At 72.6% G+C, this 26,374-nt stretch carries 30 protein-coding genes and 1 riboswitch; of the genes, 16 read left to right on the top strand and 14 right to left on the bottom strand.

Annotated elements, in window-relative coordinates; all coding sequences use genetic code 11:
- Positions 1-28 precede the first annotated feature (28 nt).
- A complete protein-coding gene (locus tag ACZ4VK_RS13075; RefSeq protein ID WP_468351522.1) occupies positions 29-1,165 on the top strand; it encodes an XdhC family protein in 1,137 nt (378 codons plus the stop codon).
- Between the two features lie 165 nt (positions 1,166-1,330).
- The gene (locus ACZ4VK_RS13070) at positions 1,331-1,969 is read left to right on the top strand and encodes a class I SAM-dependent methyltransferase (protein WP_468351520.1); all 639 of its coding nucleotides are present in this window, start codon (positions 1,331-1,333) and stop codon (positions 1,967-1,969) included.
- 112 nt (positions 1,970-2,081) lie between these two features.
- On the opposite strand, the gene ACZ4VK_RS13065 is transcribed toward ACZ4VK_RS13070, so the two are convergent.
- The 4 genes from ACZ4VK_RS13065 to ACZ4VK_RS13050 form a co-directional block, all read right to left on the bottom strand.
- Positions 2,082-3,395: an ROK family transcriptional regulator gene (locus ACZ4VK_RS13065; protein WP_468351518.1), complete on the bottom strand. Its 1,314-nt coding sequence runs from the start codon at positions 3,393-3,395 to the stop codon at positions 2,082-2,084.
- A gap of 192 nt (positions 3,396-3,587) precedes the next feature.
- Positions 3,588-3,830, bottom strand: a complete 243-nt coding sequence (locus ACZ4VK_RS13060) for a hypothetical protein (protein WP_468351516.1) — start codon at positions 3,828-3,830, stop codon at positions 3,588-3,590.
- Complete coding sequence (locus ACZ4VK_RS13055) at positions 3,827-4,462, bottom strand: TNT domain-containing protein (protein WP_468352046.1); 636 nt, start codon at positions 4,460-4,462, stop codon at positions 3,827-3,829. The genes ACZ4VK_RS13060 and ACZ4VK_RS13055 overlap by 4 nt, the downstream gene beginning before the upstream one ends.
- Positions 4,463-4,756: 294 nt before the next feature.
- Entirely contained in the window at positions 4,757-5,362 is a 606-nt protein-coding gene (locus tag ACZ4VK_RS13050) for a TetR/AcrR family transcriptional regulator (RefSeq protein WP_468351514.1), read from the bottom strand.
- Between the two features lie 115 nt (positions 5,363-5,477).
- Here ACZ4VK_RS13050 and ACZ4VK_RS13045 point away from each other — a divergent pair, with 115 nt between their 5' ends.
- Positions 5,478-6,629 carry an acyl-CoA dehydrogenase family protein gene (locus tag ACZ4VK_RS13045; RefSeq protein WP_468351512.1) on the top strand — a complete coding sequence of 384 codons (1,152 nt, stop codon included), beginning with the start codon at positions 5,478-5,480 and terminating at the stop codon, positions 6,627-6,629.
- Between the two features lie 122 nt (positions 6,630-6,751).
- Here the strand turns inward: ACZ4VK_RS13045 and ACZ4VK_RS13040 are convergent, their stop codons facing one another.
- Positions 6,752-7,279, bottom strand: a complete 528-nt coding sequence (locus ACZ4VK_RS13040; RefSeq protein WP_468351510.1) for a hypothetical protein — start codon at positions 7,277-7,279, stop codon at positions 6,752-6,754.
- Positions 7,280-7,588: 309 nt separating this feature from the next.
- Here ACZ4VK_RS13040 and ACZ4VK_RS13035 point away from each other — a divergent pair, with 309 nt between their 5' ends.
- The 3 genes from ACZ4VK_RS13035 to ACZ4VK_RS13025 all read left to right on the top strand — a co-directional run bounded on the left by ACZ4VK_RS13035 (position 7,589) and on the right by ACZ4VK_RS13025 (position 9,712).
- The gene (locus ACZ4VK_RS13035; RefSeq protein WP_468351508.1) at positions 7,589-8,350 is read left to right on the top strand and encodes an SDR family NAD(P)-dependent oxidoreductase; all 762 of its coding nucleotides are present in this window, start codon (positions 7,589-7,591) and stop codon (positions 8,348-8,350) included.
- A gap of 130 nt (positions 8,351-8,480) precedes the next feature.
- Entirely contained in the window at positions 8,481-9,188 is a 708-nt protein-coding gene (locus ACZ4VK_RS13030) for a TetR family transcriptional regulator (RefSeq protein ID WP_468351506.1), read from the top strand.
- Positions 9,189-9,322: 134 nt separating this feature from the next.
- Positions 9,323-9,712 (top strand): zinc ribbon domain-containing protein, encoded by a 390-nt coding sequence (locus ACZ4VK_RS13025; RefSeq protein ID WP_073817269.1) that lies wholly within the window; start codon positions 9,323-9,325, stop codon positions 9,710-9,712.
- Between the two features lie 80 nt (positions 9,713-9,792).
- Here ACZ4VK_RS13025 and ACZ4VK_RS13020 read toward each other — a convergent pair whose 3' ends face one another.
- The 4 genes from ACZ4VK_RS13020 to ACZ4VK_RS13005 all read right to left on the bottom strand — a co-directional run bounded on the left by ACZ4VK_RS13020 (position 9,793) and on the right by ACZ4VK_RS13005 (position 13,574).
- The gene (locus ACZ4VK_RS13020) at positions 9,793-10,749 is read right to left on the bottom strand and encodes an electron transfer flavoprotein subunit alpha/FixB family protein (RefSeq protein ID WP_468351504.1); all 957 of its coding nucleotides are present in this window, start codon (positions 10,747-10,749) and stop codon (positions 9,793-9,795) included.
- 39 nt (positions 10,750-10,788) lie between these two features.
- Entirely contained in the window at positions 10,789-11,574 is a 786-nt protein-coding gene (locus ACZ4VK_RS13015) for an electron transfer flavoprotein subunit beta/FixA family protein (RefSeq protein WP_468351502.1), read from the bottom strand.
- 28 nt (positions 11,575-11,602) lie between these two features.
- Positions 11,603-12,754, bottom strand: a complete 1,152-nt coding sequence (locus tag ACZ4VK_RS13010) for an acyl-CoA dehydrogenase family protein (RefSeq protein WP_468351500.1) — start codon at positions 12,752-12,754, stop codon at positions 11,603-11,605.
- A 139-nt stretch (positions 12,755-12,893) separates the two neighbouring features.
- The gene (locus ACZ4VK_RS13005; protein WP_468351498.1) at positions 12,894-13,574 is read right to left on the bottom strand and encodes a ScbR family autoregulator-binding transcription factor; all 681 of its coding nucleotides are present in this window, start codon (positions 13,572-13,574) and stop codon (positions 12,894-12,896) included.
- A 127-nt stretch (positions 13,575-13,701) separates the two neighbouring features.
- Here ACZ4VK_RS13005 and ACZ4VK_RS13000 point away from each other — a divergent pair, with 127 nt between their 5' ends.
- The 3 genes from ACZ4VK_RS13000 to ACZ4VK_RS12990 are packed head-to-tail and all read left to right on the top strand — an operon-like array spanning position 13,702 to position 16,395.
- Entirely contained in the window at positions 13,702-14,652 is a 951-nt protein-coding gene (locus tag ACZ4VK_RS13000) for a ScbA/BarX family gamma-butyrolactone biosynthesis protein (protein ID WP_468351496.1), read from the top strand.
- A 14-nt stretch (positions 14,653-14,666) separates the two neighbouring features.
- Positions 14,667-15,608, top strand: a complete 942-nt coding sequence (locus tag ACZ4VK_RS12995) for an NAD-dependent epimerase/dehydratase family protein (protein ID WP_468351494.1) — start codon at positions 14,667-14,669, stop codon at positions 15,606-15,608.
- A gap of 22 nt (positions 15,609-15,630) precedes the next feature.
- On the top strand, positions 15,631-16,395 hold the full coding sequence (locus ACZ4VK_RS12990) for a glucose 1-dehydrogenase (protein ID WP_468351492.1): 765 nt from the start codon (positions 15,631-15,633) through the stop codon (positions 16,393-16,395).
- A gap of 57 nt (positions 16,396-16,452) precedes the next feature.
- On the opposite strand, the gene ACZ4VK_RS12985 is transcribed toward ACZ4VK_RS12990, so the two are convergent.
- From ACZ4VK_RS12985 to ACZ4VK_RS12975, 3 genes are all read right to left on the bottom strand, one after another.
- Positions 16,453-17,106: a ScbR family autoregulator-binding transcription factor gene (locus tag ACZ4VK_RS12985; protein WP_468351490.1), complete on the bottom strand. Its 654-nt coding sequence runs from the start codon at positions 17,104-17,106 to the stop codon at positions 16,453-16,455.
- 182 nt (positions 17,107-17,288) lie between these two features.
- Entirely contained in the window at positions 17,289-17,462 is a 174-nt protein-coding gene (locus ACZ4VK_RS12980) for a CsbD family protein (RefSeq protein ID WP_468351488.1), read from the bottom strand.
- Between the two features lie 102 nt (positions 17,463-17,564).
- Positions 17,565-17,792: a hypothetical protein gene (locus ACZ4VK_RS12975; protein ID WP_468351486.1), complete on the bottom strand. Its 228-nt coding sequence runs from the start codon at positions 17,790-17,792 to the stop codon at positions 17,565-17,567.
- 379 nt (positions 17,793-18,171) lie between these two features.
- Here ACZ4VK_RS12975 and ACZ4VK_RS12970 point away from each other — a divergent pair, with 379 nt between their 5' ends.
- The 6 genes from ACZ4VK_RS12970 (at position 18,172) to ACZ4VK_RS12945 (ending at position 23,966) form a co-directional block, all read left to right on the top strand.
- Positions 18,172-18,378: a cold-shock protein gene (locus ACZ4VK_RS12970; protein WP_468351484.1), complete on the top strand. Its 207-nt coding sequence runs from the start codon at positions 18,172-18,174 to the stop codon at positions 18,376-18,378.
- Positions 18,379-18,499: 121 nt separating this feature from the next.
- A riboswitch (cobalamin riboswitch) is annotated at positions 18,500-18,624 on the top strand.
- A gap of 87 nt (positions 18,625-18,711) precedes the next feature.
- On the top strand, positions 18,712-19,767 hold the full coding sequence (locus ACZ4VK_RS12965; RefSeq protein WP_468351482.1) for an ABC transporter substrate-binding protein: 1,056 nt from the start codon (positions 18,712-18,714) through the stop codon (positions 19,765-19,767).
- A 116-nt stretch (positions 19,768-19,883) separates the two neighbouring features.
- Entirely contained in the window at positions 19,884-21,005 is a 1,122-nt protein-coding gene (locus ACZ4VK_RS12960; RefSeq protein WP_468352044.1) for a FecCD family ABC transporter permease, read from the top strand.
- Positions 21,002-21,862 (top strand): ABC transporter ATP-binding protein, encoded by an 861-nt coding sequence (locus ACZ4VK_RS12955; protein ID WP_468351480.1) that lies wholly within the window; start codon positions 21,002-21,004, stop codon positions 21,860-21,862. Before ACZ4VK_RS12960 ends, ACZ4VK_RS12955 begins: the two co-directional genes overlap by 4 nt.
- A 285-nt stretch (positions 21,863-22,147) precedes the next feature.
- Positions 22,148-22,507 carry an ArsR/SmtB family transcription factor gene (locus ACZ4VK_RS12950; RefSeq protein WP_468351478.1) on the top strand — a complete coding sequence of 120 codons (360 nt, stop codon included), beginning with the start codon at positions 22,148-22,150 and terminating at the stop codon, positions 22,505-22,507.
- Positions 22,508-22,610: 103 nt separating this feature from the next.
- Positions 22,611-23,966, top strand: a complete 1,356-nt coding sequence (locus ACZ4VK_RS12945; RefSeq protein WP_468351476.1) for an MFS transporter — start codon at positions 22,611-22,613, stop codon at positions 23,964-23,966.
- On the opposite strand, the gene ACZ4VK_RS12940 is transcribed toward ACZ4VK_RS12945, so the two are convergent.
- Entirely contained in the window at positions 23,932-25,212 is a 1,281-nt protein-coding gene (locus ACZ4VK_RS12940; protein WP_468352042.1) for a radical SAM protein, read from the bottom strand. The genes ACZ4VK_RS12945 and ACZ4VK_RS12940 overlap by 35 nt on opposite strands.
- Positions 25,213-25,440: 228 nt before the next feature.
- On the opposite strand from ACZ4VK_RS12940, the gene ACZ4VK_RS12935 reads away from it, so the two are divergent.
- A complete protein-coding gene (locus ACZ4VK_RS12935; RefSeq protein WP_468351474.1) occupies positions 25,441-25,830 on the top strand; it encodes a VOC family protein in 390 nt (129 codons plus the stop codon).
- 109 nt (positions 25,831-25,939) lie between these two features.
- On the opposite strand, the gene ACZ4VK_RS12930 is transcribed toward ACZ4VK_RS12935, so the two are convergent.
- Positions 25,940-26,359 carry a hypothetical protein gene (locus ACZ4VK_RS12930; RefSeq protein WP_468351472.1) on the bottom strand — a complete coding sequence of 140 codons (420 nt, stop codon included), beginning with the start codon at positions 26,357-26,359 and terminating at the stop codon, positions 25,940-25,942.
- Between the last annotated feature and the right edge of the window lie 15 nt (positions 26,360-26,374).

Raw genomic sequence — 26,374 nt, 5'->3', positions numbered from 1 at the left:
TCCCCACACCTTCCAGAGGAGAACCGAGATGCTGGACATCGCCGAAGAGCTCAACCGGTGGGTCGAGCAGGGACGCGACTTCGCCGTGGCCACCGTGGTGGCCGTCGGCGGCAGCGCGCCCCGGCAGCCGGGCGCCGCACTCGCCGTCGACAGCGAGGGCACCGCGATCGGCTCGGTCTCCGGAGGGTGTGTGGAGGGCGCGGTCTACGACCTGTGCACGCAGGCCCTCGACGACGGCAGGACCGTCGTCGAGCGCTTCGGCTACAGCGACGAGGACGCCTTCGCGGTCGGTCTGACCTGCGGCGGTGTCATCGACATCCTCGTCACCCCGGTGCGCGGCGGGGTCTTCCCCGCCGCGCTCGCCGCCGCCACCACGGGGGAGGCGGCGGCTCTGGCCCGGATCGTCTCCGGCCCCGAGGACCTGATGGGCCGGGCCCTCCTGGTCCGCCCCGACGGCGCGTACGAGGGAAGGCTCGGCGGCCACCCCGAGCTGGACCGCACCGCGGCGGCCGAGGCCCGCGCGATGCTCGACGCGGGCCGCACCGGCACCGTGGAGATCGGTGAGGACGGCAGCCGCTGCGGACGGCCGCTGACCCTCCTGGTCGAGTCCTCCGTCCCCGCCCCCCGCATGATCGTCTTCGGAGCCATCGACTTCGCCGCCGCCCTCGTCCGGGTCGGCAAGTTCCTCGGCTACCACGTCACCGTCTGCGACGCGCGGCCCGTCTTCGCGACGCCGGCCCGCTTCCCCGAGGCCGACGAGATCGTCGTCGAATGGCCCCACCGCTATCTGGAGTCCACGGAGACCGACGGCCGGACCGTCCTGTGCGTCCTCACCCACGACGCCAAGTTCGACGTCCCCCTCCTCAAGGCCGCCCTGACGCTCCCCGTCGCCTACATCGGCGCGATGGGCTCCCGCCGCACCCACGAGGACCGCAACAAGCGCCTCCGCGAGGTCGGCGTCACCGAACTCGAACTCGCGCGCCTGCGCTCGCCGATCGGCCTCGACCTCGGCGCCCGTACGCCCGAGGAGACCGCCCTGTCGATCGGCGCCGAGATCGTCGCCAACCGTCGCGGCGGCAGCGGCGTCTCCCTCACCGGCGCCCACACCCCGATCCACCACGACGGCTCCGGCGCACCGGACGGCCGCATAGGTTCCGTGGCGTAGGGACGGACCCCTCAGCGCGACTGATCGAGCGCACGGCCCGTACGGCGGCGAGCACCGCCGTCTCGTCGGCGCCGGTCGCGCGGGCGTCGGACTGCGCCCGGGCGGCTGCGCGCCCGCCCCCCGGGCGATGTCGGCGGGGTGCGCGCGCTGTGGCAGGGTCGCACCGTGCCCTTCGACCACAACGACCGCTATCACCGGCTGCTGTTGCGCCAGGTGCCGCCGCATTGCCGTACGGCACTGGACGTCGGCTGCGGGACCGGCCGGTTCGCGCGTCGGCTCGCTGGCCTGGGCGTGGACGTCGAAGCGATCGATCCGTCGGAGGAGGCCATCGCGGAGGCCCGCGCGCTGTCCGGGCCGGTCTCCGGTCACCGGGGCCCGAGTTTCCGGCGCGCGGACGTCACCGAAGTCGAACTGCCCAAGAGCCACTACGACTTCATCTCGTGCCTCGCCAGTGTGCATCACATGCCGTTCGGCACGGTCGCGGCTCTGCGTGACGCGCTCGCACCCGGCGGTGTCCTCGTGATCCTGGGCTGCTATCCGGAGAAGACCTGGACCGACCGGGCCTGGAGCCTGGCAGCAGTGCCCGTCAACGCGGTCGCCGGATCGGCCGTCGCCGTGCGGGACGGGCTCCGCCGTGCCTCGGGCGCCACCGCGACCGGTCGGGAAGGGGTGAAGGCGCCGGTGAGACAGCCGGTCATGCCTCTGCCGCGGATCCGCCGGGAGGCCGGGGTGCTGCTGCCCGGTTGTGGCATCCGCAGGCTCCTCTTCTGGCGCTATCTGCTCGTCTTCCGCAACGGCGGCTGACGCGGCTCGTCCCGCGCCGGCTGCCTGGGAAAGCACTCGTCGGACCGGACGGAAGGGCTCGGCCGGGCAGCACCCCTGACGCCGTCGGTACGGCGGTTCCGGCGCCGCCCTCTCAGTGCGCCGCCCTCTCCCGTACCGTCGAGGCCCAGGCCGGCTGCTCCTCGGGGGGATCCGTCTCGGCGCGGCGGCCGCCGCGGGCGAAGAAGTCCGCGAGCGGCAGGATCGCCGCGCCGACCGTGACCGCGTCCGGGCCCAGCGTGCCCAGGCCGATGGAGACCCGGCCCGCCGGGTACGTCAGGGCGTACTCCCTCGCGTATCCGGTGACCGTCTCCAGGAAGCGGGTGCCGAGCTGGAGGCCGGCCCAGCCGCCGACGAGGATGCGTTCGGGCTGGAAGAGGTTGATGAGGTCGGCGAAGCCGGCGCCCAGATACTCGGCCGTCTCCTCAAGGACCGTGCGCGCGGTCGCGTCGGGGGCCGCCGCTGGGTCCGCCGGGTACGCGGCGGCGAGCATCGCCGTCAGGGCGGTCTCCTCGTCCGCCCCGGCCGGTGGCCGGCCCCCGGCCTCCCGCCACCGTTCCAGGAGGGCTTCCGCGCCCGCGTACGCCTCCAGACATCCCCGGGCCCCGCAACGGCAGCGGCGGCCCCGCACCCGTACCGTCAGATGACCCCACTCCACGGCCCGCCCCGGCCCCAGCGGATCGGTGACCACACAGGCGCCGACGCCCGAGCCGAACAGCACGATCACCGCGCTCTGCGCGCCCCGCCCCGCCCCGAACCACATCTCCGCCTGCCCGAGCGTCTTGGCGCCGTTGTCGATCCAGTACGGCACCTCGGCCGGCAGCTCGACCGCCCCACGCAGCAGACGCTCGAAGGGGACCGCGTCCCAGCCGATCGTCTGGCCGTGAACGACCGCGCCGCCGTCCCCGGAGTCCCGGGCCACGATCCCCGGCACGCCCACGCCGACACCGAGGAGGCGCTCCGCGGGCACGTCCGCGGTCCGCAGCACCTCGGCGATGCCCTCCCGGACATGGCCGACGACCACTCCGACCTCGTACCGGTCGTGCGGGTGGGGACCCTCGACCGCCAGGGGGCGCTCGGTCCGCGCGAGTTCGGTGAGGGTGAGGTCGAACAGCTCGATCCTGACCCGGGTCTCGCCGACGTCGACGCCGATCATGCAGCCGCTGCCCGGGGTGACCCGGAGCAGGGTGCGGGGGCGGCCGCCCGCCGAGTCGACGCTCCCGGCCTCCTCGACCAGGCCCTCCGCGACGAGCTCCGCGACCACGTTGCTGACCGAGCCGGAGCTGAGACCGGTGGCGGGGCCGAGCGAGAAGCGGCTCATCGGCCCGTCGAAGTACAGGCGTTGGAGGACGGCGGTGCGGTTCTCGCGTCGCAGGTCCCGCACGGTGCGGCCGTTCCGCATGGTCACTGGGCCCCCAGGTGAAGTAGTCCTGACCGCAACATACCGCTGTCAGGACCCTGGAGGCGCTCTTCTCTTGAGGTTTAAGTCACATCCTGAATTAAGCCCGGGAGGCCTTCAGGGTCTGAACGCGGGACGCTTGCTCCTTCCACTCTCGCAGACCTTCGAGTACCGGGCGGCGTCTCGGGCGGGCGGGGACGCCTACGCGCCGAGGAGCGTCCGGAGGTGGGCGCAGGCGTCCGCCTCGGTGCCGTGCGTGGCGATCGGTTCGTACGCGCCCCGCTCGTACACCCCGGTCTCCCAGCCGGCCCCGCCAGGACCCGTCCGCAGATAGACGAAGTCGGGCGGGGTGGGCGCCGGTTCGTGGACGCCCTCGATCCAGTAGTACGCCGCGGGCACCCCGGTCTCCCGGAGTGCCCGTTCCAGCGCGCGGCGGTCGGTCACGCGGGGACGCGCACCAGATAGCCGTTGTCGAGGAGCCACTTCACGTTCAGTCGCTGACCCTCGCCCGGGTTCAGGAAGGCCGGGTCCAGTTTGATCTGGCGGCCGCCCCCCGGCTGCTCGAACCAGGGCGCGATCGAGCCCTCCCAGACCACGAACGACCGCGTCACCTCGTACAGGTGGTAGTCGCAGGGGAAGGCCGCGTCCCGCGTGTTGAGGTTCTGCGGGGGCAGCGCCCGCTCGGCGTACGCGTCACCGGCGGGAGCCAGATAGGAGCCGTACTCGGAGCCGAAACGGTCCAGGCGCTCGCCCTCCGTCAGGAGCTCGGGCGCCTTGTCGACGGTGCCGTTGACCTCGCCGAAGCCGTCGTTCGGCGGGTACTTCCAGCCGCCGGTGTCGGCGGGACCCTCCCAGTACTTCTTGAGGAAGTCCTCGGACGAGAGCCTCCCGGTCCTGTGGTAGCGGTTGAGCAGCGGCCCGACCGGCTCCTGCCACTTCTTCGGCAGGTGCTTCGGGCCGAGCCGCTTGTCGCCCTGGAACTCCCCGGTGCAGGGGGCCGGGGGAGCGGCGGCGGGCTCCTCGGCCGGCGCGGCCTGCGCCGCGGGGGCTGCGGCGAGGGCGGCGGTGACGCCCATGGCGGCGAGTACGGCACGGATCCTCGGGACGGTACGGCTGCGCTCCACGCGGAGGTCTCCCTGGGGTGGGGTGATGGTCGTTGGCGCGGCACACAGTAGTGGATCAGGTGCGCAGGGTGATCGAAAGCGGCCGGAATCCGGCCAGGCGTGCCTGTCGGCGCAGCCCCGGTCAGGAGGGCCCGGCCGGTCAGGTTGGCCCGCGGGTGGCAGGTCGGTCGGCTGGCCCGGCAGCTTGGCCGGGCAGGCGCGCCGGTCAGGGCATCCCCGCAGGGGCAACCCCGCCGGATCTCGCCCTCAGGCCCGGCGGAGGCCGCTGAGGAGCAGCTCGGCCAGTTGTTCGTACGCCTCGGCGTCGGCCAGGCCCGTCGCCGACGCGACCTGCCGCCGCTGGATGCGGACCATCACCGAGGAGATGACGTCGGCCGCGAAGGTCACATGGACCTCCCGGAAGACCCCGGCCCGCACGCCCTCCTCGATGAGCTGCTGCACCCGGCCGGCCGCCGCGCGCGTGTTCCGCTCGTACACCTCCGCCGCCGGCTCGAACGCGGCGACGTCGTCGAAGAACTGCGGCGAGACCGGCGCCAGCTCGGCCGAAACCGCCCGGAGATAGGCGGCGAGGCGCTCCGCCGGATCGGTCGCGGCGGCGAGGCCCGCCTCGACACGGGCCGTGGCGCGCCGGAAGAAGTGCACGACCGCGGCCCGGACCAGCTGCTCCTTGCTGCCGGCGAGCCCGTAGAGGGTCCGCTTCGAACAGTGCAGGCGCGCGGCGAGGTCGTCGAGCGTCAGCCGGGCGAAGCCCTCGCCGACCAGAAGGGCCACCAGCTCCTCGAAGAGGGCGGAGCGACGCGCCGCGCCGCGGCCCGTGAGTTTCGGGGTGTCGGCGGCTCGGGTCTCGATCACCCGAACAGTATTCCAGGCCGCCCCTTCGGGGGGTTACGGCGACCTCCTTCTGCGCTACGCTAAGCGGTACTGCAGTACCTCCCCCAGTACCACTTTGCGCGCCGCTGGAGTCGCCATGGATGTCGACCGCCTGCTTCCCACCCCCGAGGCAGCGGACCTCATCGCCCTCACCCGGGAGATCGCCGACAAGGAGCTCTCTCCGCGGGTGGACGAGTACGAGGCCACCGAGACCTATCCCGAAGGGCTCTTCGCCACCCTCGGCGAGGCCGGGCTCCTCGGCCTGCCCTACCCCGAGGAGTACGGCGGCGGAGGCCAGCCGTACGAGGTCTACCTCCAGGTCCTGGAGGAGCTCGCCGCGCGCTGGGCCGCCGTCGCCGTCGCCACCAGCGTCCACACCCTCGCCTGCCACCCGCTGCACACCTTCGGCACCGCCGAGCAGAAGGAACGCTGGCTGCCCGCGATGCTGGAGGGCCGGACCGTCGGCGGCTACAGCCTCTCCGAGCCCCAGGCCGGCTCCGACGCCGCCGCCCTCACCTGCAAGGCGGAGCGCCAGGACGACGGCGGCTACCGCGTCACCGGCACCAAGGCCTGGATCACCCACGGTGGCAAGGCCGGGTTCTACGCGCTCTTCGCCCGTACCGCGCCCGGCAGCCACGGCGTCTCCTGCTTCCTCGCCCCCGGCGCCACCGAAGGCCTGAGCTTCGGCGCCCCCGAGCGGAAGATGGGCCTCCAGGCCGTGCCGACCACCTCCGCCTACTGGGACGGAGCGCTCCTCGAAGCCGACCGGCTCGTCGGAAGCGAGGGCCAGGGCCTCCAGATCGCCTTCAGTGCCCTCGACAGCGGCCGGCTCGGCATCGCCGCGTGCGCCACGGGCCTCGCCCAGGCAGCCCTCGACGCCGCCGTCGCCTACGCCAACGAGCGCACCACCTTCGGCCGCCGGATCGTCGACCACCAGGGCCTCGGCTTTCTCCTCGCCGACATGGCCGCCGCCGTCGACGCGGCCCGCGCCACCTACCTGGACGCGGCCCGCCGTCGCGACCTCGGCCGCCCCTTCAGCCGCCAGGCCAGCGCGGCCAAGCTCATCGCCACCGACACGGCGATGAAGGTCACGACGGACGCCGTCCAGGTCCTCGGCGGCTACGGCTACACCCGTGACTTCCCGGTCGAGCGCTATATGCGCGAAGCCAAGATCACCCAGATCTTCGAGGGCACCAACCAGATCCAGCGCCTGGTCATCAGCCGGGGGCTCTCCCTCGCGGGGAAGTAGGGCGTCAGCGGCGGGCCGCCACCCGGACCGCCCCTGTGAGCAAGGCGTAGCGGCGGGCGACGACAGGGTGTCGTCGCCCGCCGCTGTCCGACCGTTCGACCATGTGGCCGTTCGGCCTCGGGTCAGACCTGCCAGAAGAAGCGGATGTACCCCGTCAGACGGGCCGTGACGTGATCGTGGTCGAGCAGATTGACCTGGGCGCTCATCTGACCGCCGCCGGTCGCGTCCTCGAAGGTGCCCTCGCCGCGCAGGATCGAGAACGTGCCGGTCGGATAGACCATGGTGTCCGAGGTCAGCGGCGCCGTGAGGTGGTAGCTGATCTTGAACTTGTCACCGTCGGGTTCGGTGACCATCGCCGTGCCCTTGATCTCGTACTTGCCGGCGACGGTCGCGGTGCACGCGTCCTCGGTCTGCGTCCAGGTGCCCGTGACCGGCTTGCCGGTGGCCGTCCCCGTCCCGGCCACCTTGTAGCCGTTGCAGCCGACCGTGTCCGGATGCGTGGTCGCGACCACGCCGAAGTTCGCGGTGATGTCGACCGTGGGCGGGTTCTCGATGGCGAACGAGGTGCCCGTCGTGCCCCCGACGATCAGCACCGCCGCGGCCGTCGTGCCCGCTATGCGTCCCGTCCACCGCTGAATGGTCCCTGCCATGTTCCCCCCGTACCTATAACCCTGATGCCGTTGTTGCCAACGGGGCCTGTGTGAAGGCCTGTTCAGGACAGTTTGGCCGACCGGCGGGCCTTCCGTCGAGGCATTCAGCCGATTGTCGTACTTTCGATGGGAGGGTCTGGGCCGTGCTTCCCCGCGAAGGCACAGCCTCCGCTTCCGGGGCCGCGGCCTGCGGTTCTATGGTGGGCGGCGCAGACCGCGCGGACCGCGCGGTCCTCCGCGGGCACGCGCCCGGTCCGGCGGCCAACCCGGCGGCAGGGTCGCACCCGCACGACACGAACGAGGAGTTCCATGGACATCGCCGGCTCCGCCGCTCTCGTCACCGGCGCCGCTTCCGGTCTCGGCGCCGCCACGGCCGCGGCGCTCGCCGCCCGGGGCGCCAGCGTCTACGGCCTCGACCTCGACAAGGCGGTGGCCGCCGCGGGGACGCTGCCCGAGGGCGTCCGGCTGTTCGCCGCCGACGTCACCGACGAGCGTCAGGTCCGCGAGGCCCTCGCCGCGATCGACACCGACGGCGCCGAACTGCGGCTCGCGGTGAACTGCGCGGGCATCGCCCCCTCCGCCCGCATCCTGGGCCGCAAGGGCCCGCACGACCTCGACCTGTTCCGGGCGGTGCTGGACGTCAACCTGCTCGGGACGTTCAACGTGATGCGGCTCGCCGCCGAGGCCATCGCCCGGCACGAGCCCGACGAGAACGGTCAGCGCGGTCTCGTGGTCAACACCGCCTCGATCGCGGCCTTCGAGGGCCAGGTCGGCCAGATCGCCTACGCCGCGTCCAAGGCCGGCGTCGCGGGCATGACCGTCACCGCCGCCCGTGACCTGGCGCAGTTCGGCATCCGGGTCGTCACCATCGCCCCCGGCATCGTCGACACCCCGATGATGGCCGGGTTCGGGGAGGACGTCAGGGCGGGTCTCGCCGCGAGCGTCACCTTCCCGCAGCGCCTCGCCCGCCCGGAGGAGTACGCCCGCCTGGTGACGATGGTCGCCGAGCACGACTACCTCAACGGCGAGACGATCCGGATGGACGGCGCCCTCCGCATGACCGCCCGCTGAGGCCGCCGCCCGCACACGAGCCCGCTGCCGCGCGGCAGCTGGGCCTCCGTACCCTCCCAGCGGCACTCGGTGCCGGATTCCTCCGGCACCTAGTGCCGCGCCGAGCCGTTCCCAATGTTAGGTTCGGCCCATGGGAACAGCGTCGACGAACTCCACGAAGCCAGCGATGCGGGACTCCCTCATCGCCGCCGCCTTCCGGCTCTTCCTCGAGCGGGGCTACGAGCAGACCACGGTCGACGACATCGTCACGCTCGCGGGCGTCGGCCGCAGGTCCTTCTTCCGGTACTTCCCGTCGAAGGAGGACGTGGTCTTCCCCGACCACGAACAGTGCCTCGCCGACATGACCCGCTTCCTCGCCGCGAGCGCCGACTCCGACGACCCGATGGTCCGGGTCTGCGGCGCCGCCCGGCTCGTCATGCGGATGTACGCCGAGAACCCCACCTTCTCCGTCCAGCGCTACCGGCTCACCCGCGAGGTGGCCGGACTGCGCACGTACGAACTCTCGGTCGTCTGGCGGTACGAGAAGACCCTCGGCGACTATCTGCGCACCCGCTGGGCCGACCGCAGGGACGGCACCCTGCGCGCCAACGTGGCCGCCGCGGCCGTGGTCGCCGCCCACAACCACGCCCTGCGGCACTGGCTGCGCTCGGGCGGGGAGGGCGACCCGCTGGCCGAGGTGGACCGGGCCCTGGAGTTCGTCCGCGCCACCTGGAGCCCGGACGCGGTCGTGGACGCGCCGGCCGAGGAGGCCGAGGACGTCGTGGTGGTGATCACCAAGCGGTCCACCCCCATGTGGCGGGTGGTGCGCGAGGTGGAGTCGAGCCTCGGCGAGGGCTGAGCGCGGACGGAGAAATCTCCTCCGGGGTTCCCGGTATCTCTAATTGAGGGAACTCAGGTCTTTATTTGATGGCACTCAGTGCCATATCTTTGCTCCATGCACGGTCGAGCCGCCGAGTGCAAGGAGAAGGCATCGTGTTCCACACGGGAATGAGGAGCGGGACCGCCGTCCGGGCCGCAGAGGAGTCGGCCCCCGACGCCGAGCTCTACTTCCAGCGCTGCCGCTGGTGCCACACCACGACGTTCCAGCGACTGCTCTGTCCGACCTGCGGGTCGACCGAGCTCACCCCCCAACTCAGCGAGGGCGAGGGCGTGATCTCCGTACGGCGCGGGGTGGCCGCGGCCGATGCCGACCTCTGGCCGGTGTACATGACGGAGGGCTTCACGGTCCGCTGCCGCGTCGACGGACCCCTGCACGCGGTGCGCCCCGGCGTCCGGGTCAAGCTCTCGTCGGGTGTCGGCGTGACCGGCCGCAGGCCGGTCGTCCGGCTCTGCGAGGAGGTCCCGCTCGACGGCTGGATCTGACACGGCACAGCGGAAAGGGGCGGGTGGGTGGCACAGAGTGCCACCCACCCGCCCTTTTCCTCGTCGGGCGAGGGGAACGGTCAGCGGGCGCCGATCTCGTCCGTCAGCTGCGGCAGCACCTCGAAGAGGTCACCGACCACGCCGTAGTCCACCAGGTCGAAGATCGGGGCCTCGGCGTCCTTGTTGACCGCGACGATCGTCTTCGACGTCTGCATGCCGGCGCGGTGCTGGATCGCGCCGGAGATGCCCGCCGCGACGTACAGCTGCGGCGAGACCTGCTTGCCGGTCTGGCCGACCTGGTTGGCGTGCGGGTACCAGCCGGCGTCCACGGCGGCGCGGGAGGCGCCGACGGCCGCGCCGAGCGAGTCGGCCAGCTTCTCGACGACCGCGAAGCCCTCGGCCGCGCCGACACCACGACCGCCGGAGACCACGATCGCGGACTCGGTGAGCTCGGGGCGGCCGGTGGAGACGCGCGCGGTGCGCGAGACGACCTTCGCCGCGTTGCCGGTGAAGGCCACGGTGACGTTCTCGACCGTGCCGGCGGCCGGAGCGGCCTCCGGGGCGGCGGAGTTCGGCTTGACGGTGATGACCGGTACGCCGTGCGAGACCCGCGACTTCACCTGGTACGAGGCGGCGAAGACCGACTGGGTGGCGACCGGGCCGTCCTCGCCGGCCTCGAGCTCCACGGCGTCGGTGATGAGACCGGAGCCGAGGCGGAGCGCGACGCGGGCCGCGATCTCCTTGCCCTCGCCGGAGGAGGTCACCAGGACGGCGGCCGCCCCCTTCTCCTGGGCGAGCTGGGTGAGCGCGTCGACCTTCGGCACGACGAGCTGCTCGGTGAACTCGGCGCCGTCCGCGACGTACACGGTCGCGGCGCCGTACTCGCCGGCGGTGGCGGCGATCGAGGCGGCGGCCTCGCCGGCGCCGAGGACGACCGCCGTGGGCTCGCCGATGCGGCGGGCGAGGGTCAGCAGTTCGAGGGCCGGCTTGCGGACCGCACCGTCGGCGTGGTCCACGAGAACCAGGATCTCAGCCATGATTCGTTGCTCCTGTGTGGGTGTCTGGCCGGCGGCGGGTCAGATGAACTTCTGGGTGGCGAGGAAGGCGGCGAGCTGCTTGCCGCCGTCGCCCTCGTCGGTGACGATCGTGCCCTGCGTACGGGCCGGGCGCGCGGCCACGGCGTCGACGAGCGTCCAGGCCCCGGCGAGGCCCACCTCGTCGGCGTCGATGTCCAGGTCGTCCAGGTCCAGCTCCTGGACCGGCTTCTTCTTGGCGGCCATGATCCCCTTGAAGGAGGGGTAACGGGCCTCGCCGGACTGGTCGGTGACCGAGACGACGGCCGGCAGCGGGGCCTCCAGGTGCTCGGTGGCGGCGTCGCCGTCACGGCGGCCCTTCACCAGGCCGTCCTCGACGGAGAGCTCCGAGAGCAGCGTCACCTGGGGCAGGGAGAGACGCTCGGCGAGCAGCGCGGGCAGCACGCCCATCGTGCCGTCGGTCGAGGCCATGCCGCAGACGACCAGGTCGAAGCCGGTCTTCTCCAGGGCCTTGGCCAGGATCGCGGAGGTGGCGATCACGTCGGAGCCGTGGATGTCCTCGTCGTTGACGTGGACGGCCTTGTCGGCACCCATCGACAGCGCCTTGCGCAGCGCGTCCTTGGCGTCGTCCGGGCCCACGGTGACGACGGTGACCTCGGCGTCGTCGGCCTCTTCCGAGATCCGCAGCGCCTGCTCGACGGCGTACTCGTCGAGCTCCGAGAGCAGACCGTCGACGGCCTCGCGGTCGGTCGTCAGGTCATCGGCGAAACCGCGGTCGCCGGTCGCGTCGGGGACGTACTTCACACAGACAGCGATCTTCAGGGTCACGGCCTGTCTCCTTTCAACGGGCAGGGAGTTAGGGGAGGTTGCGGGCCATGACGATCCGCTGGACCTGGTTGGTGCCTTCGTAGATCTGGGTGATCTTGGCGTCGCGCATCATGCGCTCGACGGGGTAGTCACGCGTGTAGCCGTAGCCGCCGAGGAGCTGGACGGCGTCGGTGGTGACCTCCATGGCGACGTCGGACGCGAAGCACTTCGCGGCCGCGCCGAAGAAGGTGAGGTCGCCGTCGACGCGCTCGGACTTGGCCGCCGCGGCGTAGGTGAGCTGACGGGCGGCCTCGAGCTTCATGGCCATGTCGGCGAGCATGAACTGCACGCCCTGGAAGTCGGCGATGGGCTTGCCGAACTGCTTGCGCTCCTTGACGTAGCCCTTGGCGTAGTCGAGGGCGCCCTGGGCGATGCCGATGGCCTGGGCGGCGATGGTGACCCGGGTGTGGTCGAGGGTCTTCATCGCGGTGGCGAAGCCGGTGCCCTCGGCGCCGATCATCCGGCTCGCGGGGATGCGGACGTTGTCGAGGTAGACCTCGCGGGTCGGAGAGCCCTTGATGCCGAGCTTCTTCTCCGGCGCGCCGAAGGAGACGCCCTCGTCGGACTTCTCCACGACGAAGGCGCTGATGCCCTTGGAGCGCTTCTCGGGGTCGGTGACGGCCATCACCGTGTAGTACTCGGAGACGCCGGCGTTGGTGATCCACCGCTTCACGCCGTTGAGCACCCAGAAGTCCCCGTCGCGCACCGCGCGCGTCTTCATCCCCGCGGCGTCCGAACCCGCGTCGGGCTCGGAGAGGGCGTAGGAGAACATCGCGTCGCCCTTGGCGAGCGGGCCGAGGTACTGGTGCTTGAGCTCCTCGGAGCCGGAGAGGATCACCGGCAGCGAGCCCAGCTTGTTGACCGCCGGGATCAGCGAGGAGCTGCCGCACGCGCGCGCGACCTCCTCGATCACGATCACCGTGGCGAGGGCGTCCGCGCCGGCGCCGCCGTAGGTCTCCGGGACGTGCACGGCGTGCAGGTCGTTGGCGACCAGCGCGTCCAGGGCCTCCTGCGGGAAGCGGCCCTCCTCGTCCACCGCCGCGGCGAACGGCACGATCTTCGCCTCCGCGAGCGCACGGACCGACTCCCGGAGCATGTCGTGCTCCTCGGAGGGCCGATACAGGTCGAAGTCCTTGCCCATGATGTGGAGCTCCCCTAGACGCTAGTGGCACTGAGTACCCTCAGCAAAACACACTCAGTGCCATGACGCCAGAGCGCCCCGTCGCATGTTCTGCGACGGGGCGCTTCAGGGGTCGAAGAGGACCGGACGGTCGGTTTTCTTAACGGGAGATGTCCGCGAGGTTTCCCTCTCCTCGATGGAGCCGACGCTCGTCGTACTCGGTGGCGAGGCGCCGGGCGCGCTCTTCGGTGATCTCCAGATCGGTCAGCAGGGCGGGGGTGCAGATGGTCGGCAGAACATGCCGCAGAAGCACAAGGACCCGATGCGTCAGATCATTGCGATCGCAAAGAATCTGGGACATCGTCTGGATTCCCGCGAAGGCGCCGGCGAACAGCTCGGCCGTGTCCGTCACGTTCACATGGACGAGGAGCTCCCCGCGGGCCTTCGCGACCGTCAGCACCTCGGAGACCTGATCGATCCACGCCCGGAACGGAGCGGCCCGGTCCACCCCCGTGGCACCACTGTCGAGGGCCAGGGCGACGCTCGCGCGCACCAGCGCGTCACGCTGCAGCCGGTGAGCGAGGAGGAAGCCCTGGTCCACCAGCTCCTGGAGCTTGATGGGCTGGGGAGTGAGCGGCTCGTCGAGCATCTGGGCGTCGAGCACACCGAGAGCCAGGTCTTCCTTGGAAGCAAAGTGGAAATACAGCGCCCCCTTGGTCACCCCGGCGCGCACCAAGATCTCCCCGATGGTCGTCCGCTCATAGCCGCGCTCCGCGAAGACGGCCGCCGCCGACTCCAGGATCGCCCGCCGGGTTCGGATTGCACGCGCTTGCTGTGCCAAGGCGCCTCCTGCTGTATCGCTGACCGTGTTCGCCGTGTGACGCGAAGCATTGAAAAGAAAACCGGGCTGTACGTATTCTACGCCGGGCGGGTTTACCGCCCAGGGTGCGCGGGGACGAGGGGGAACCATGGATCAGAACCGCCGAGGAGCGACGACGTACGTCCCCGGGGAGTTCGTACACCGGGCCGATCCCGCCGACATCTTTCCCACGGGGTGGACGCGGCTGCAGGAGAATCGATTCTCTGTCTCCGCTCACTGGCCCGCGTCACATCCCTTCTTCTCTCCCGTGGCAGGCGACCGGCACGACCCCGTCTTGGTGGCCGAGACGATACGCCAGGCGACCATGCTCGCCGCTCATGCCGAACTGGGGGTACCCGTCGACGATCAGTTCGTCATGTGGGACCTCCACTACGACGCCGATTCCGAGGCGCTCGCCGTCAACGGCCTTCCGTCGGACATCACCGTCGACGTCTTCTTCCCCGGGCTCGACACCCGCCGCGGCAGGCCGCGGGACCTCTCCACCAGCGTGCGGCTCACCCGGGGACGACGGCTGCTCGCCACCGGCGGCGGCCGGGCCGCCTGCACCTCGACCCCCGCCTACCGCCGCCTGCGGGGCGAGCGGATGAAGGCGCTCGGAAGGCCCGTGCCACTGATCCAGGGAGTGGCCCCCCACCTCGTCGGCCGCCGCCGGCCGCAGGACGTCGTCCTCGGCCCCGGCCCCCGGGCGAACACCTGGCAGCTGCGCATCGACACCGGCCACACCACGCTCTTCCGCCGCCCCAACGACCACGTGCCCGGGATGGTGCTCCTCGAAGCCGCCCGGCAGGCCGCGACGGTGACGGCCGGCGGGGGAGTGTTCCTGCCCACCGTCATGAACATCTCCTTCGAGCGCTACGCCGAACTCGACAGCCCCTGCTGGATCGAGGCCGAGGTCGCGCCCGCCCCCGACCAGTCGACGACCGTCGTACGGGTCACGGGCCGGCAGGACGGCACGACGGTCTTCGTGTGTGACCTCACTTCCCCGTCCCCGGAACTGGTGGTGGCCGGAGCGGGCCTCGACAGCCGGCGGGCGGGCTGAACCGGACCGGAACGATGGACCTTCGCATACTGATCACCGGCGCGACCGGATTCATCGGCAGCCGGGTGGCGGCCGCGGCGGCGGCACTGCCCGGGCCGACGCACGTACGCCTGCTCGCCCGCCGGCCGCCCGCCACGGAGGAGAAGGGCGGTACCGAAGCCGTCCGGGGAGACCTGCGCGACCCCGCCTCCCTGCGCCGTGCCTGCGAGGGCGTGGACGTCCTGATCCACTGCGCCTCGGTGATCGGCGGGGACCCGGAGCTCGCCCGCGCGGTCAACGACGAGGGCACCCGGGCCCTGGTCGACGCGGCCGTACGCGCGGGCGTGCCCCGGATCGTCGCCCTGAGCACCGCCTCCGTCCACGGCCGCGGCCCCTTCCGGGCCGCCGCCCCCGGCACCCTGCCGCTCGCCCCGGTCTCCGCGACGAGCCGCACCCGGGCGGCGGGCGAGCGGTACGTCCTCGACGCGGGCGGCGCCGTCCTGCGACCGCACCTCGTGTACGGCACGGGCGACCGGCAGCTGATCCCCGGCCTTGTCCGGCTGCTCGCGGCGCTGCCCGGCCCGCTCGCCGGCGGTGACTCGCTGCACTCGCTCGTCGACGTGGACAGCCTGGCCCGCGCCCTCCTCGGCGCCGGGCTCTCCCCACGCGTCCACACCGGTCCGTACTACGTGAACCATCCCGAGCCGGTGCCCGTCACCGAACTCCTCGCGGCAGCGGAGGACCTGCTCGCCCACCGGACGGGCGTGCGCCGGGGGCCGGCGGTGGACGTGGCGGAGGCCCGTACGCTGCTCGCGGGTCATGCCGTCGCGCAGCACCATCTCGACATGCTTGCCACCGACCACTGGTTCGCCGACGACCGCCCCTGGCGGGAGCCGGGCTGTGCACCGGGGCCCGCTTTCACCGAGGGATTCGCGGACCACAGGGCGTGGTACCGGAGCCTCCTCGACCACTCCTGAAACGAAGGAAGGCGAGGCCGACATGCCCGCGCTGGCCGGCAGGACCGCGATCGTCACCGGGGCGAGCCGTGGCATCGGAAGGGGCATCGCCCAGCGGCTCGCCAGGGACGGAGCCCTGGTCGCCGTGCACTACGGTCGCGACGAGGCGGCCGCCCGCGAGACCGTGAAGACCATCGAGGAGGAGGGCGGCCGGGCGTTCCCGTTCCGCGCGGAGCTGGAGGCGCCGGACGCGGTCGACACCTTCTACACGGCCCTGGAGGCCGGTCTCGCCGAGTGGGACGCGGGGCCCGAGTTCGACATCCTCGTCAACAACGCGGGCGCGAGCGGCTCGGGGCGCGTCCACGAACTGACCCCCGAGGTCTTCGACCGGCTCTTCACCATCAACGTGAAGGCCCCGCTCTTCCTCATCCAGCGGGGGCTCGCCCGGCTGCGCGACGGCGGCCGAATCGTCAACATCTCCTCGGCGGCGACGAAGCACGCGTTCCCCGACTCGGTCACGTACGCGATGACCAAGGGCGCCGTCGACACGATGACCCTCGCCCTCGCCAAGGAACTGGGACCCCGGGGGATCACGGTCAACGCGGTGGCCCCCGGTTACATCGCGACCGACATGAACGCCCGGCGCAGGGCCACCCCCGAGGCGAGCGCCGCCCTCGCGGCCCTCTCGGTCTTCGGCCGGATCGGGACACCGGCCGACGTCGCGGACGTGGTGGGCTTCCTCGTCTCCGACGACGCGCGCTGGATCACCGGCCAGTACGTGGACGTCACGGGCGGGAGCGCGCTCTGAGGCGTCTCCGGGGTTCGTCCACCACGAGGGCGCGTGGTTCGCTCGGCCGACCGCGCCTCAGCCGACCGGTGCGGGCACCCGGCGGCCGGTGACGGAGGGGCTGCCCGCGGGTTCCAGGCCGGCGAGCGTCTCGGGGCTCGCCAGGAGCGGCAGCAGCGTGCGCCACAGACCGGTGACGGTCGCCGGCGACAGCCAGGCGCTGTTGTCCGCGCCGAGGGCCTCAAGACCGACGGTCGCGGCCACGATCGTGCGGGCCAGGTCCTGCTGACGGCCGGCGCCGGCGGCGAGCAGACCCTCGTCGGCCGCCTCCGCGAGCCGTTGCTGCACACAGCTCTGCCATTCCTGGCGCAGGTTCAGGTCCGTACGGCAGCCGTGGGAGCAGCTGAGCCGGAAACCCGCCCGCACGACGATGTCCTCGCGGAGCAGCCGGGCGAGGGCGTGCGTGGTGTCGGCCAGGTTCTGCAGGGCGTTCGACCGCCGGCCGTACACGATCCTGGCGGTCCGGCGCAGCGCGGTGGACGCGTCGGCCTCGACGGCGGCGGCGACGGCCGCCTTGTTCTCGAAGTGGAAGTGGAGCGCGCCGGGGCTCACGCCGGCTCCCGCGCTGATCGCGGTCAGCGTGGCGAGGGTGTAGCCGTGCTGGTCGAACTCCCTGGCCGCCGACCTGATCAGCGCGTCGCGGGTCCGTGCGGCCCGCTCTTGTTTCGTCACCGATGGCTCCAGTAGCACCAGGCCGACATCAAACCGACTGATTGGTATTGTACGAGCTTTTCGGGTGACTTCGGGGTTCGCCGGGCAGGCGGCAACGGGAAGAGTGGTTCGGGTGTCTCCACGGGCGGGGAACGCGAACGGCCGGCGGACCGGGTGCCCGGTCCGCCGGCCGTTCGCGTTCCTCAGTGCTTGAACGCGTCCTTGGCCTTCTCACCCGCCTGCTTCGCATCGCCCTTGACCTGCTCGGCCTTGCCCTGCATCTCCAGGCTCTCGTTGCCCACAGCCTTGCCGGCGGTCTCCTTGGCCTTGCCCTTGGCGGTCTGCGCGGCGTTCTTCGCCTTCTTACCGGCGGACATGCGACACCTCCTGAGCTCTGTCTCGTCCCTGCGACTTCCCCGGAACGGGAGAGATACGCATGTCGTCCACGGGACTGGCAGGACGTAGGGGGCTCGTGGGGCTCACGGGTGCGGTCTCCGCTGCTCCTCGCGGCCGAGCCCGGGGGTCTGTCGCTTGGCGGTGCTGCCGTGCGCGTCGTCCTCGTCGGGTTCCGGCCCGCCCAGCACGGCCTCCTCCGCCTCGCGCCGTGCCTCCGCGTCACCGCTCTCGCCCTCCGCGCCGGACGGTGTGGTCCGCGGAGGCTCGGGGTGAGCGTCCTGGTCGCTGCCGTGCCTGTCGTGGTGGCTCATGGTCCTCTCCCTGACGTCGCTCGCACGCGCCCCGGTGGCCGCCGGTGGCACGAGGTGCTGCTGCCCGATGGCGTCCGGACGAAACAGCGCCTCACGGGATCTTTCGGGCGCCCGTGGGAGTGGAGTCACCACGGATGGAGTGAGGGCAGGGTGAGGCCCGGTGTCGGACACGGGGGATCTCCGGCACCGGGCCTCTGTTGAAGATTGTACGAGACTCGGGGGAGGGGCGCGCACACCAGGGCCGAAGAGCGTCCGCCCGGGCCATGGTCAACGGGCGAAGAGCGCGCCGACGGGGTACAAGTCCCCTGAGACGCGGATGCGGCCGGGACGGGCGCCCTCTCCCCTCGGCCGTGTCGCCCATGACGACGAGGAGGCCGCCGTGGAAGGCAGAAGCAACGGGTTCGTCCAGTCCTTCAACCGCGCCGGCGGGTACGGATTCGTCCTTCCCGTGGGCTCCGAGGAACAGGTCTACTTCAGCGCCGCGGACATCGAGGGCGAGCAGCACTCGCTCTCCGAGGGACAGCAGGTCTCCTTCGTCCTCGTCCTCGGTGACGGCCGCTTCGAGGCGAGGGAACTGCGCGTCTGACGTCCCAACGGCGCGGACACGTGCCACCGGTGGCGCCCCCGGGCGGGGGAGCGGGCCGGTGGTACTGTGCCGAGGCCAGTCGTACCTTTGCACGCACCCGAACGGGGTACGCGCACGGGTCAGGGAATCCGGTGCGAGACCGGAACTGACGCGCAGCGGTGAGGGCGACGGGCGGAGCATCGGCCACTGGGCGGCACGACGGCCCGGGAAGGCGCTCCGTCCGGATGACCCCGAGTCCGAAGACCTGCTGGCGGCCCCGGAGGCACGCTGTCGGCCGGGGAGCTCCGTACGACAGGCTCCGCGTATGAGCCGTGGCCGCAGAGGAAAATTCCCGTGCCCTTCGCACATCCCGCCCGCTCCGCCGCCCTCCTGCTGGCCGGCGCCCTGCTCCTGACCGTGACCGGTTGCGGCGGCGGATCCGCCGTACAGCCCTCGAAGAACACGTCCGGCGGCCCGCGGCAGGGGTACCCGGTGACGATCGACGACAACTGCGGCCGGCGGGTCACCGTCGAGGGGCCGCCGCGGCGGGCCGTCGCCCTCGACCAGGGGACGGCGGAGATCATGCTCTCCCTCGGTCTGGCCGACCGCATGGTGGGCACCGCCACCTGGACCGACCCCGTGCTCAAGGGCCTTGAGAAGCAGAACGCGAAGGTCCCGCGCCTCGCCGACCGCTACCCCTCCTTCGAGAAGGTGCTCGACGCCGAACCCGACTTCGCCGCCGCGTCCTTCGCGTACACCCTCGGCAAGGGCGGGGTGGCTCCCCGCGAGCGGTTCGAGGAGCTCGGCGTCCCCACCTACCTCTCGCCCACCGACTGCGTCGGCAAGGACAACAGCGGCGACGGCGACGGCATCCGCACCCGGCCCCTGACCATGGAGACCGTGTACGGCGAGATCCGCGACCTGGCCCGGGTGTTCGCGGTCCCGGAGCGCGGCGAGAAGCTGGTCGCGGAGCTCTCGTCCCGGGTGACGAAGGCCACCGCCGGGGGCGACTTCGGGGACGTCACGGTCCTCTACTGGTTCGCCAACGCCGAATCGCCCTACATGGCGGGGTGTTGCGGCGCGCCCGGCATCGTCACCCGCGCGCTCGGCGCGAAGAACGTCTTCGACGACACGCGCGCGGAGTGGCCGCAGATCAACTGGGAGACGGTCGCCGACCGCGACCCCGACGTCCTCGTCATCGGCGATCTGACCCGCCGCTCGCAGTCCGCCGAGAGCGCCGCGAAGAAGATCGAGTTCCTGGAGTCCGACCCGGTCACCCGGAACATGACGGCGGTACGGAAGAAGCGGTACGTGCTGCTCAGCGGGCAGGCCATGAACCCCACGATCCGTACCGTCGAGGGCGTCGAGAAGGTGGCGGCGGCCCTCCGCACGTACGGTCTCACGAAGTGACGCCGAACCCGCCCGGCGCCGTGACCGTGCCGCCGTCCGGTGAGGCCGAACCCCCGCCCGGCGCCGTGACCGTGCCGCCGCCCGGTGAGGCCGAACCCCCGCCCGGCGTCGTGACCGTGCCCCCGCCCGGTGAGGCCCCCACCCCGCCCCGCGACCTGACCGTGCCGCCGCCCCGCAAGGCGGCGGGCGTCGCCTCGGCCGGTCGGGCGGCCGCCGTCGTACGCGGAGGGGGCGCGGCGCTGTTGTGGACGGTGGCCGGCCTCGCCGTCCTGGCCGTTTCGGTGGCCGTCGCGATCACCATCGGCCCGGCGGACATCGGCGTCGGCGACGTCTGGTCCGTGGTCGCCGCCCATCTCGGCGGAGAGGCCCCTGAGGTCTCGCCGATCAGGGACGGCATCGTGTGGGAGCTCCGGCTGCCCCGCACCCTCCTCGCCGCCGTCTGCGGAGCCGGACTCGCGGTCTGCGGCGCGGTGATGCAGTCGCTGCTGCGCAATCCGCTCGCCGACCCCTTCGTCCTCGGCGTCTCCTCGGGCGCCTCGACCGGCGCGGTCGCCGTCGTCGTCCTCGGCGTCGGCGGAGGCGTCCTCTCCGTCACCGGAGGGGCGTTCCTCGGAGCGGTGCTCTCCTTCGCGCTCGTCCTGCTGCTCAGCCACACCCTCGGCGGCTCGACGGACCGGGTGGTGCTCGCGGGCGTCGCCGCGATGCAGCTCTTCTCCGCCCTCACCTCCTTCGTCGTGATGACGGCGGCCGACGCCGAGACCACGCGGGGCGTGCTCTTCTGGCTGCTCGGCTCGCTCGGCGGGGCCGGCTGGGGTGACGTGGGGGTGTGCGGCGCGGTGCTCGCGGCGGCCCTGTTGATCTGCGGCGGGTACGCGAGGACCCTGGACGCGTTCGCGTTCGGCGAGGAGGCCGCCGCCGCGCTCGGTGTCGCCGTCACCCGGACACGGCTCGTCCTGCTGTGCGTCACCGCCCTCCTGACCGCCGCCCTGGTCTCCGCCGCAGGAGCGATCGGCTTCGTCGGCCTGGTCCTGCCGCACGCCGCCCGCGCCCTGGCCGGCCCGGGGCACGCCCGGCTGCTGCCGGTCACCGCCCTGGCCGGCGCGGTGTTCCTGGTCTGGGCCGACACGCTCGCCCGTACGGTCCTCGACCCCCAGGAGGTGCCGGTGGGCGTGGTGACCTCGCTGATCGGCGTCCCGGCCTTCGTCCTCGTCCTGTACCGCACCAGGAGCGCCCGATGACCCCGAGCCCGCACGCCGACGTGGTCGCGGAAACGGGCACGGCCCCCGGGGCGGGCCTCGGGCTCCGCGCCGACCGGGTCTCGCGCACCGCGGGCGGCACCCTCGTCCTCGACGGGGTCAGCGTCACCCTCGCCCCCGGCACGGTCACCGGTCTCCTCGGGCCCAACGGCTCGGGGAAGTCGACCCTCCTGCGCCTCCTCGCGGGCGTCCTGGCCCCGGACTCCGGGGTCGTCACCCTCGACGGCGACCCGCTGGCCGGTCTCGGCCGCCGGACGGTCGCCCGGCGCCTCGCCACGGTCGAGCAACAGGCCGACACCCAGACCGACCTGACCGTCACCGACGTCGTCCGTCTCGGCCGCGTGCCCCACCGCAGGGCCTGGACGCCCCCCTCGGCCGCCGACGAGACAGCCGTCCTCTCCGCGCTCACACGCACCGGCCTCACCGACCGGGCCCGGCAGCCCTGGCGCACCCTCTCCGGCGGCGAACGCCAGCGCGTCCAGATCGCCCGCGCCCTCGCCCAGGAGCCGCGCGAGCTGCTCCTCGACGAACCCACCAACCACCTCGACATCCAGCACCAGCTGGACCTCCTGGCCCTCGTCGCCGAACTGCGCCTCACCGCCGTCGTCGCGCTGCACGACCTGAACCTGGCGGCGATGTACTGCGACCGGCTCGTGGTCCTCGCGGGGGGACACGTGGTGGCCACCGGCACCCCGGGGGACGTGCTCACCGAGGAGCTGATCGCCGAGGTCTACCGCGTCCGGTCGTCCGTGACCCGCCCGGACCCCGGAGGCCCTCCGCACATCCGCTTCCTGGGTACGGTGCCGAGCCCGCCCGGGCCCGACCGAAACGGGACCTGAGGGCGTACGACCGAGGCGGGACGCGAAGCCTGACGCCTCACGACGCCGGCCGGGCGCGGAGTCTGACGCCGTACGGCTCTGCTGGGCGTGGGGCCTGACGCGGTACGGCCCTGCCCGGGTCCTGAGCCGTACGCCTGCCGGGCGCGGAGCCCGACGCCGTACCGCCCCGACGAGCCCCGCGCCGGGCGGACGTCCGACCCGCCCGGCGCCCGGCCCCGCGCCGTACGGTTTCCGCCGGACACCAGGCCGGCGGTCGGCGGCGGCCGGTCTGCCTACCATGGGCCCATGTCTGAGCGCGTAGATCCCCCGGCCGCGTCCCGTCCGCACGAGCGGACGCCCGGAGCGCTCGAACTCTCGGCGGCGGCGGAGGTGTTCGGGCTGCTCTCCGACCCCACCCGGCTCCAGCTCGTGTGGCTGCTCACCCGGGGTGAGGCCGACGTGAGCGCCCTGACGGAGGCGTGCGGTGCCGCACGCCCGGCGGTCAGCCAGCATCTGGCCAAGCTGCGCCTCGCCGGGCTCGTCCAGTCCCGCAAGGACGGGCGCCGGGTCGTGTACGCGATGCCGGACGGGCACCTGAAGCGGCTGGTGGTCGAGGCGATCAGCCGGGCCGATCACCAGGTCAGCGGGGAGCCCTGGCACGACTGAGACAGTCGCCCGACCCTCCCGGAAATCGTCATGTGCGCACTCATGCACATGTCCGCTAGGGTGAAGACGTCCGCAGTCCACCGGGCCGACCGGGGGCGTCCTCATGCTGTCCGTGCTGCGCAACCCCACCTACCAGCGCCTGTTCGGCGCCCAGGTCGTCGCCCTCACCGGCACCGGCCTCGCGACCGTCGCGCTCAGCCTCCTCGCGTACGACCTCGCGGGGGCGAACGCGGCCGCCGTGCTCGGCACCGCCCTGGCGATCAAGATGGCCGCGTACGTCCTGATCGCCCCGCTCGTCGGCGCCCTCGCCGGCCGCGTGCCCCGGCGGGCCCTGCTCGTCTCCATGGACCTGGCACGGGCGACGGTCGTCCTCGCCCTGCCGTTCGTCAGCCGGATCTGGCAGGTCTACGTGCTGATCCTGCTGCTCCAGGCCGCGTCGGCCGCCTTCACCCCGGCCTTCCAGGCGACCGTCCCGCAGGTCCTGCCCGAGGAACGCGACTACACGGAGGCCCTCTCCCTCGCCCGCCTCGCCTACGACCTGGAGAGTCTGGCGAGCCCGCTGCTCGCCGCCGCGCTGCTCACCGTCGTCCCCTACACCTGGCTCTTCACCGCCACCGCCGTCGGCTTCCTCGCCTCCGCCCTCCTCGTCCGCTCGACCACCCTGCCGGACCCGGACCCGGACCCGGACGCCGACGAAGACCAGGGGAAGTCGTACGCCAAGGCGGCCTCCGGGATCCGGCTCGTGCTCGCCACCCCGCGCCTGCGGGCGCTCCTCGCCCTTGACCTGGCCGTCGCGGCGGCCGGGGCCGTGGTCCTGGTCGACACCGTGCTCCTGGTCCGCGGCACCCTCGGCCGCCCCGCCGGAGACGTACCGCTCGCCCTCGGCGCGTACGGGGCCGGCTCGATGGCGGTGGCCCTGCTGCTCCCGCGCCTCCTGGAGCGGGGCGGCGACCGGGCGGTCATGCTGCGGGCCGCCTGCGTGCTGCCCGGGGCCCTGGGCCTGCTCGCCCTCGGGCTCGCCGTCCCGCCGGGCCCCTGGTCCTGGCCCGCCCTGCTCGCGGTCTGGCTGGTCACCGGCGCCGCGGGCTCGGCGGTCCTCACCCCCGGCGGCCGGGTGGTGCGCGGCTCCGTCCGGAGCGGGGACCTGCCCGCCGCCTTCGCGGCCCGCTTCTCCCTCTCGCACGCCTGCTGGCTGCTCGCCTATCCCCTCGCCGGCTGGCTCGCCGCGACGGCGGGCCCGGCCGCCTCGGCGGCCGTCCTCACCGTCGTGGCCCTCGTCGGAGCCGCGACCGCGGCACGCCTGTGGCCCGCGAAGGACCGGGATCCGGGGCGGGATCCGGGGCCGGAGCGGGGTCCGGAGACGGACCGGTCACGGGAGACGGACCGCCCGCGACGAACACGCCCCGGCCGTGACGGGCCGTCCGTCACTCACCCGGCGCGGGGGCGAGCGCGTCCATGAACGAGCTGACCGAGAACACCGCGCGCCCCGGGCCCGCGGGCCCGTACCCGGGCGGCGCCGTGAGCCCGTACTCCTCCAGCGTCGCCGTGTACGCCTCGAGGAGGCGCAGGTGGTACTCCAGCGGCGCCCCGTCCGGGTTCTCGCGGCCGAGCGGGGTCGTCGGCTCCGGGCACCACGTGGTGAAACGGGGGGTGATCCCGCGCGACATGAAGAACCGCAGGCCCTCCCGCGTGGAGGCGATCGCCTCGTCCACGCTCAGGAAGCCGGACGGGCGGGCCATCTCGACGCCGGCGACGAAGTTCGGGATGACGTTACGCGGCCCGAACACCTCCGCCGAGTCCAGGATCCGGCGGTGCCACTCGTCCCGGCCGATGTACCGCTCCTTGCCGGGGCAGTACAGCTCGAAGAGCCGGCGGTCCCACACCTCGTAGTTCGGGTGGTAGATCCGGATGCCGTAGTCGTGGAAGCGCCGCACGTCCTCCTTCGGCAGCGCCTGGGCGACGACCTTGCCGATCCAGCGGCCGGGGAAACGCTCCTCGATCGCGCGCGCGTACTGCCCGTAGAAGTCGGCCTCGTCCTTCCCGCCGACCTGGGACGTGACCGCCCCGCCGGTGAGGGTGTACGCGGTCGAGGTGCGGGCGGTGTCGTGGCGGTCGATGATCTCCAGGGCCTCCAGGACCTCGTCGACCGGCTTCACCCCGGTGTACGGGCGGCCGGCCGCCTTGTGCTGGCGCCAGTTGTGGTTGATGTCGCAGTACTGGCACTCCTCCTTGGCGCCGAAGTACTGGCAGACCCGGAACACCGTGAGGTAGATCAGATAACCCCACTGGATCGTCGGCGCGACCTCCATCACGGACTTGCCGTTCGCCAGCGGGTGCCGGTAGTACTCCGGCATCGGCGGCAGCCCGACGTCGGCGATCCGGACCCCGTCGAGGAACAGTGCGAGCGTCCCGTCGGTGTCGGGCGCCACCCGGTACGGCGACGAGGGGTTGACCCGTACCGACACCACCGTGCGGCGCAGGCCGTACGGCCCGCCGGTGAGCACGATCTCCTCCGGCGGGCGGTTCAGCGCCGCCTCGCCGAGCTCCGGCAGGGTGCGGTGGTCGAAGGAGAAGATGAAGTACGACTTCGGCTTCACCTCGCCCCCCTCGTTGCCGCTCAGTGCCGAGGGATCGAAGGCGAGCCCGCCGCGCAGCAGGTCCTCCTTGAACACGGCCTCCGGAGGGATCCCGGGGAAGCGGTCCATGAGGGATTCCACGACAGCGGTACGGGTCGGTGCAGCGCTGGACACAGGCGGATCTCCAGTGTGAGAGACGACGGAGCCGACGCCATCACGCTACGCGCGCGTACCTCCGGCACACCGACCGGGACCCCCGGTGCGCCCGGGCGCGGCGCGTCCCGCCGTCACGGGCGCGGGAGGGATGCTGAACCTTCCGTGGTCCCCACACCGAACCCACCTCACCGGAGAGCACACATGAGGATCAACCTGGCCAGCCTCCTCGTCGACGACCAGGAAAGGGCGCTGCGCTTCTACACCGACGTGCTGGGCTTCGTGAAGAAGACGGAGGTGCCCCTCGGCGAGTACCGCTGGCTGACGGTGGTCTCGCCGGAGCACCCCGACGGCGTCGAGCTGGTCCTGGAGCCCGACACCGCCGTCCCCGCCGCCAAGACGTACAAGAAGGCCCTGGTCGAGGCCGGCATCCCGCTCACCTCCTTCGCCGTGGACGACGTGCGCGCGGAGTACGAGCGGCTGCGCGGACTCGGAGTCCGCTTCACCCAGGAGCCGGTGGAGATGGGCCCGGTCACCGTCGCGATCCTGGACGACACCTGCGGGAACCTGATCCAGATCGCCCAGTACGCGTAACGGCGGGTCGGCCCGCCAGGCAGGCCGACCGTACGGGGCCGGGCCCGGCCCGCGCCCCGGGCGTCCGGGAGCGGGCCGGCCCCGACATCCCCCGGTTTCGGACGCGCCGTCAGGCGCCCACCGGCACCGGGGTCCGGCCCGGGGCCCCGGCGCCGAGCTCGCGGTCGTGCCCGAGCCCGAGCCGCAGATACGCGGCGAGATCCGCGCGCGGGGCCTTGCGCACGAGGTGACGGATCGCCTGCATGGCCTCCCAGGCGGAGGTGTGCGCCAGGGACGTGCCCCAGCTCTCGCCGAGACCGTCCCAGAGGTACGCGCTGAAGCCGAGCTGGAGCGCCCCCGCCCGGCGCCGCTCCTCCTCGTGCGCGTCGAGGGCCCGTACGAAGAATCGTTCCGCCTCCCCGGGCGGCAGTGCCGAACGGATGATGCGCAGGTACGGCGCGACGAGCGACGCGACCTCGGGGCACTCCCCACCGGGAGCGACGGGGTCGCCGGGAACGGGTGCCGTGATGGGCTCGCACATGTGAGTCATGCACCCATCGATACG

The organism is Streptomyces sp. NPDC028711 (genome assembly GCF_055565415.1).
The sequence above is the reverse complement of the archived record's forward strand: the minus strand, read 5'-3'. Positions and strand labels throughout refer to the sequence as shown.

Excerpts from the sequence above, each read along its gene's own strand:
- ACZ4VK_RS12975 (WP_468351486.1), bottom strand. The coding sequence starts at position 17,792 with ATGAGCCACCACGACAGGCACGGCAGCGACCAGGACGCTCACCCCGAG.
- ACZ4VK_RS13030 (WP_468351506.1), top strand. The coding sequence starts at position 8,481 with ATGGGAACAGCGTCGACGAACTCCACGAAGCCAGCGATGCGGGACTCC.
- ACZ4VK_RS12945 (WP_468351476.1), top strand. The coding sequence starts at position 22,611 with ATGCTGTCCGTGCTGCGCAACCCCACCTACCAGCGCCTGTTCGGCGCC.
- ACZ4VK_RS12930 (WP_468351472.1), bottom strand. The coding sequence starts at position 26,359 with ATGACTCACATGTGCGAGCCCATCACGGCACCCGTTCCCGGCGACCCC.
- ACZ4VK_RS12940 (WP_468352042.1), bottom strand. The coding sequence starts at position 25,212 with ATGGACCGCTTCCCCGGGATCCCTCCGGAGGCCGTGTTCAAGGAGGAC.
- ACZ4VK_RS13045 (WP_468351512.1), top strand. The coding sequence starts at position 5,478 with ATGGATGTCGACCGCCTGCTTCCCACCCCCGAGGCAGCGGACCTCATC.
- ACZ4VK_RS12995 (WP_468351494.1), top strand. The coding sequence starts at position 14,667 with ATGGACCTTCGCATACTGATCACCGGCGCGACCGGATTCATCGGCAGC.
- ACZ4VK_RS13035 (WP_468351508.1), top strand. The coding sequence starts at position 7,589 with ATGGACATCGCCGGCTCCGCCGCTCTCGTCACCGGCGCCGCTTCCGGT.
- ACZ4VK_RS13010 (WP_468351500.1), bottom strand. The coding sequence starts at position 12,754 with ATGGGCAAGGACTTCGACCTGTATCGGCCCTCCGAGGAGCACGACATG.
- ACZ4VK_RS13040 (WP_468351510.1), bottom strand. The coding sequence starts at position 7,279 with ATGGCAGGGACCATTCAGCGGTGGACGGGACGCATAGCGGGCACGACG.
- ACZ4VK_RS12950 (WP_468351478.1), top strand. The coding sequence starts at position 22,148 with ATGTCTGAGCGCGTAGATCCCCCGGCCGCGTCCCGTCCGCACGAGCGG.
- ACZ4VK_RS13020 (WP_468351504.1), bottom strand. The coding sequence starts at position 10,749 with ATGGCTGAGATCCTGGTTCTCGTGGACCACGCCGACGGTGCGGTCCGC.
- ACZ4VK_RS12980 (WP_468351488.1), bottom strand. The coding sequence starts at position 17,462 with ATGTCCGCCGGTAAGAAGGCGAAGAACGCCGCGCAGACCGCCAAGGGC.
- ACZ4VK_RS13075 (WP_468351522.1), top strand. The coding sequence starts at position 29 with ATGCTGGACATCGCCGAAGAGCTCAACCGGTGGGTCGAGCAGGGACGC.
- ACZ4VK_RS12935 (WP_468351474.1), top strand. The coding sequence starts at position 25,441 with ATGAGGATCAACCTGGCCAGCCTCCTCGTCGACGACCAGGAAAGGGCG.
- ACZ4VK_RS13000 (WP_468351496.1), top strand. The coding sequence starts at position 13,702 with ATGGATCAGAACCGCCGAGGAGCGACGACGTACGTCCCCGGGGAGTTC.
- ACZ4VK_RS12955 (WP_468351480.1), top strand. The coding sequence starts at position 21,002 with ATGACCCCGAGCCCGCACGCCGACGTGGTCGCGGAAACGGGCACGGCC.
- ACZ4VK_RS12990 (WP_468351492.1), top strand. The coding sequence starts at position 15,631 with ATGCCCGCGCTGGCCGGCAGGACCGCGATCGTCACCGGGGCGAGCCGT.
- ACZ4VK_RS13055 (WP_468352046.1), bottom strand. The coding sequence starts at position 4,462 with ATGGGCGTCACCGCCGCCCTCGCCGCAGCCCCCGCGGCGCAGGCCGCG.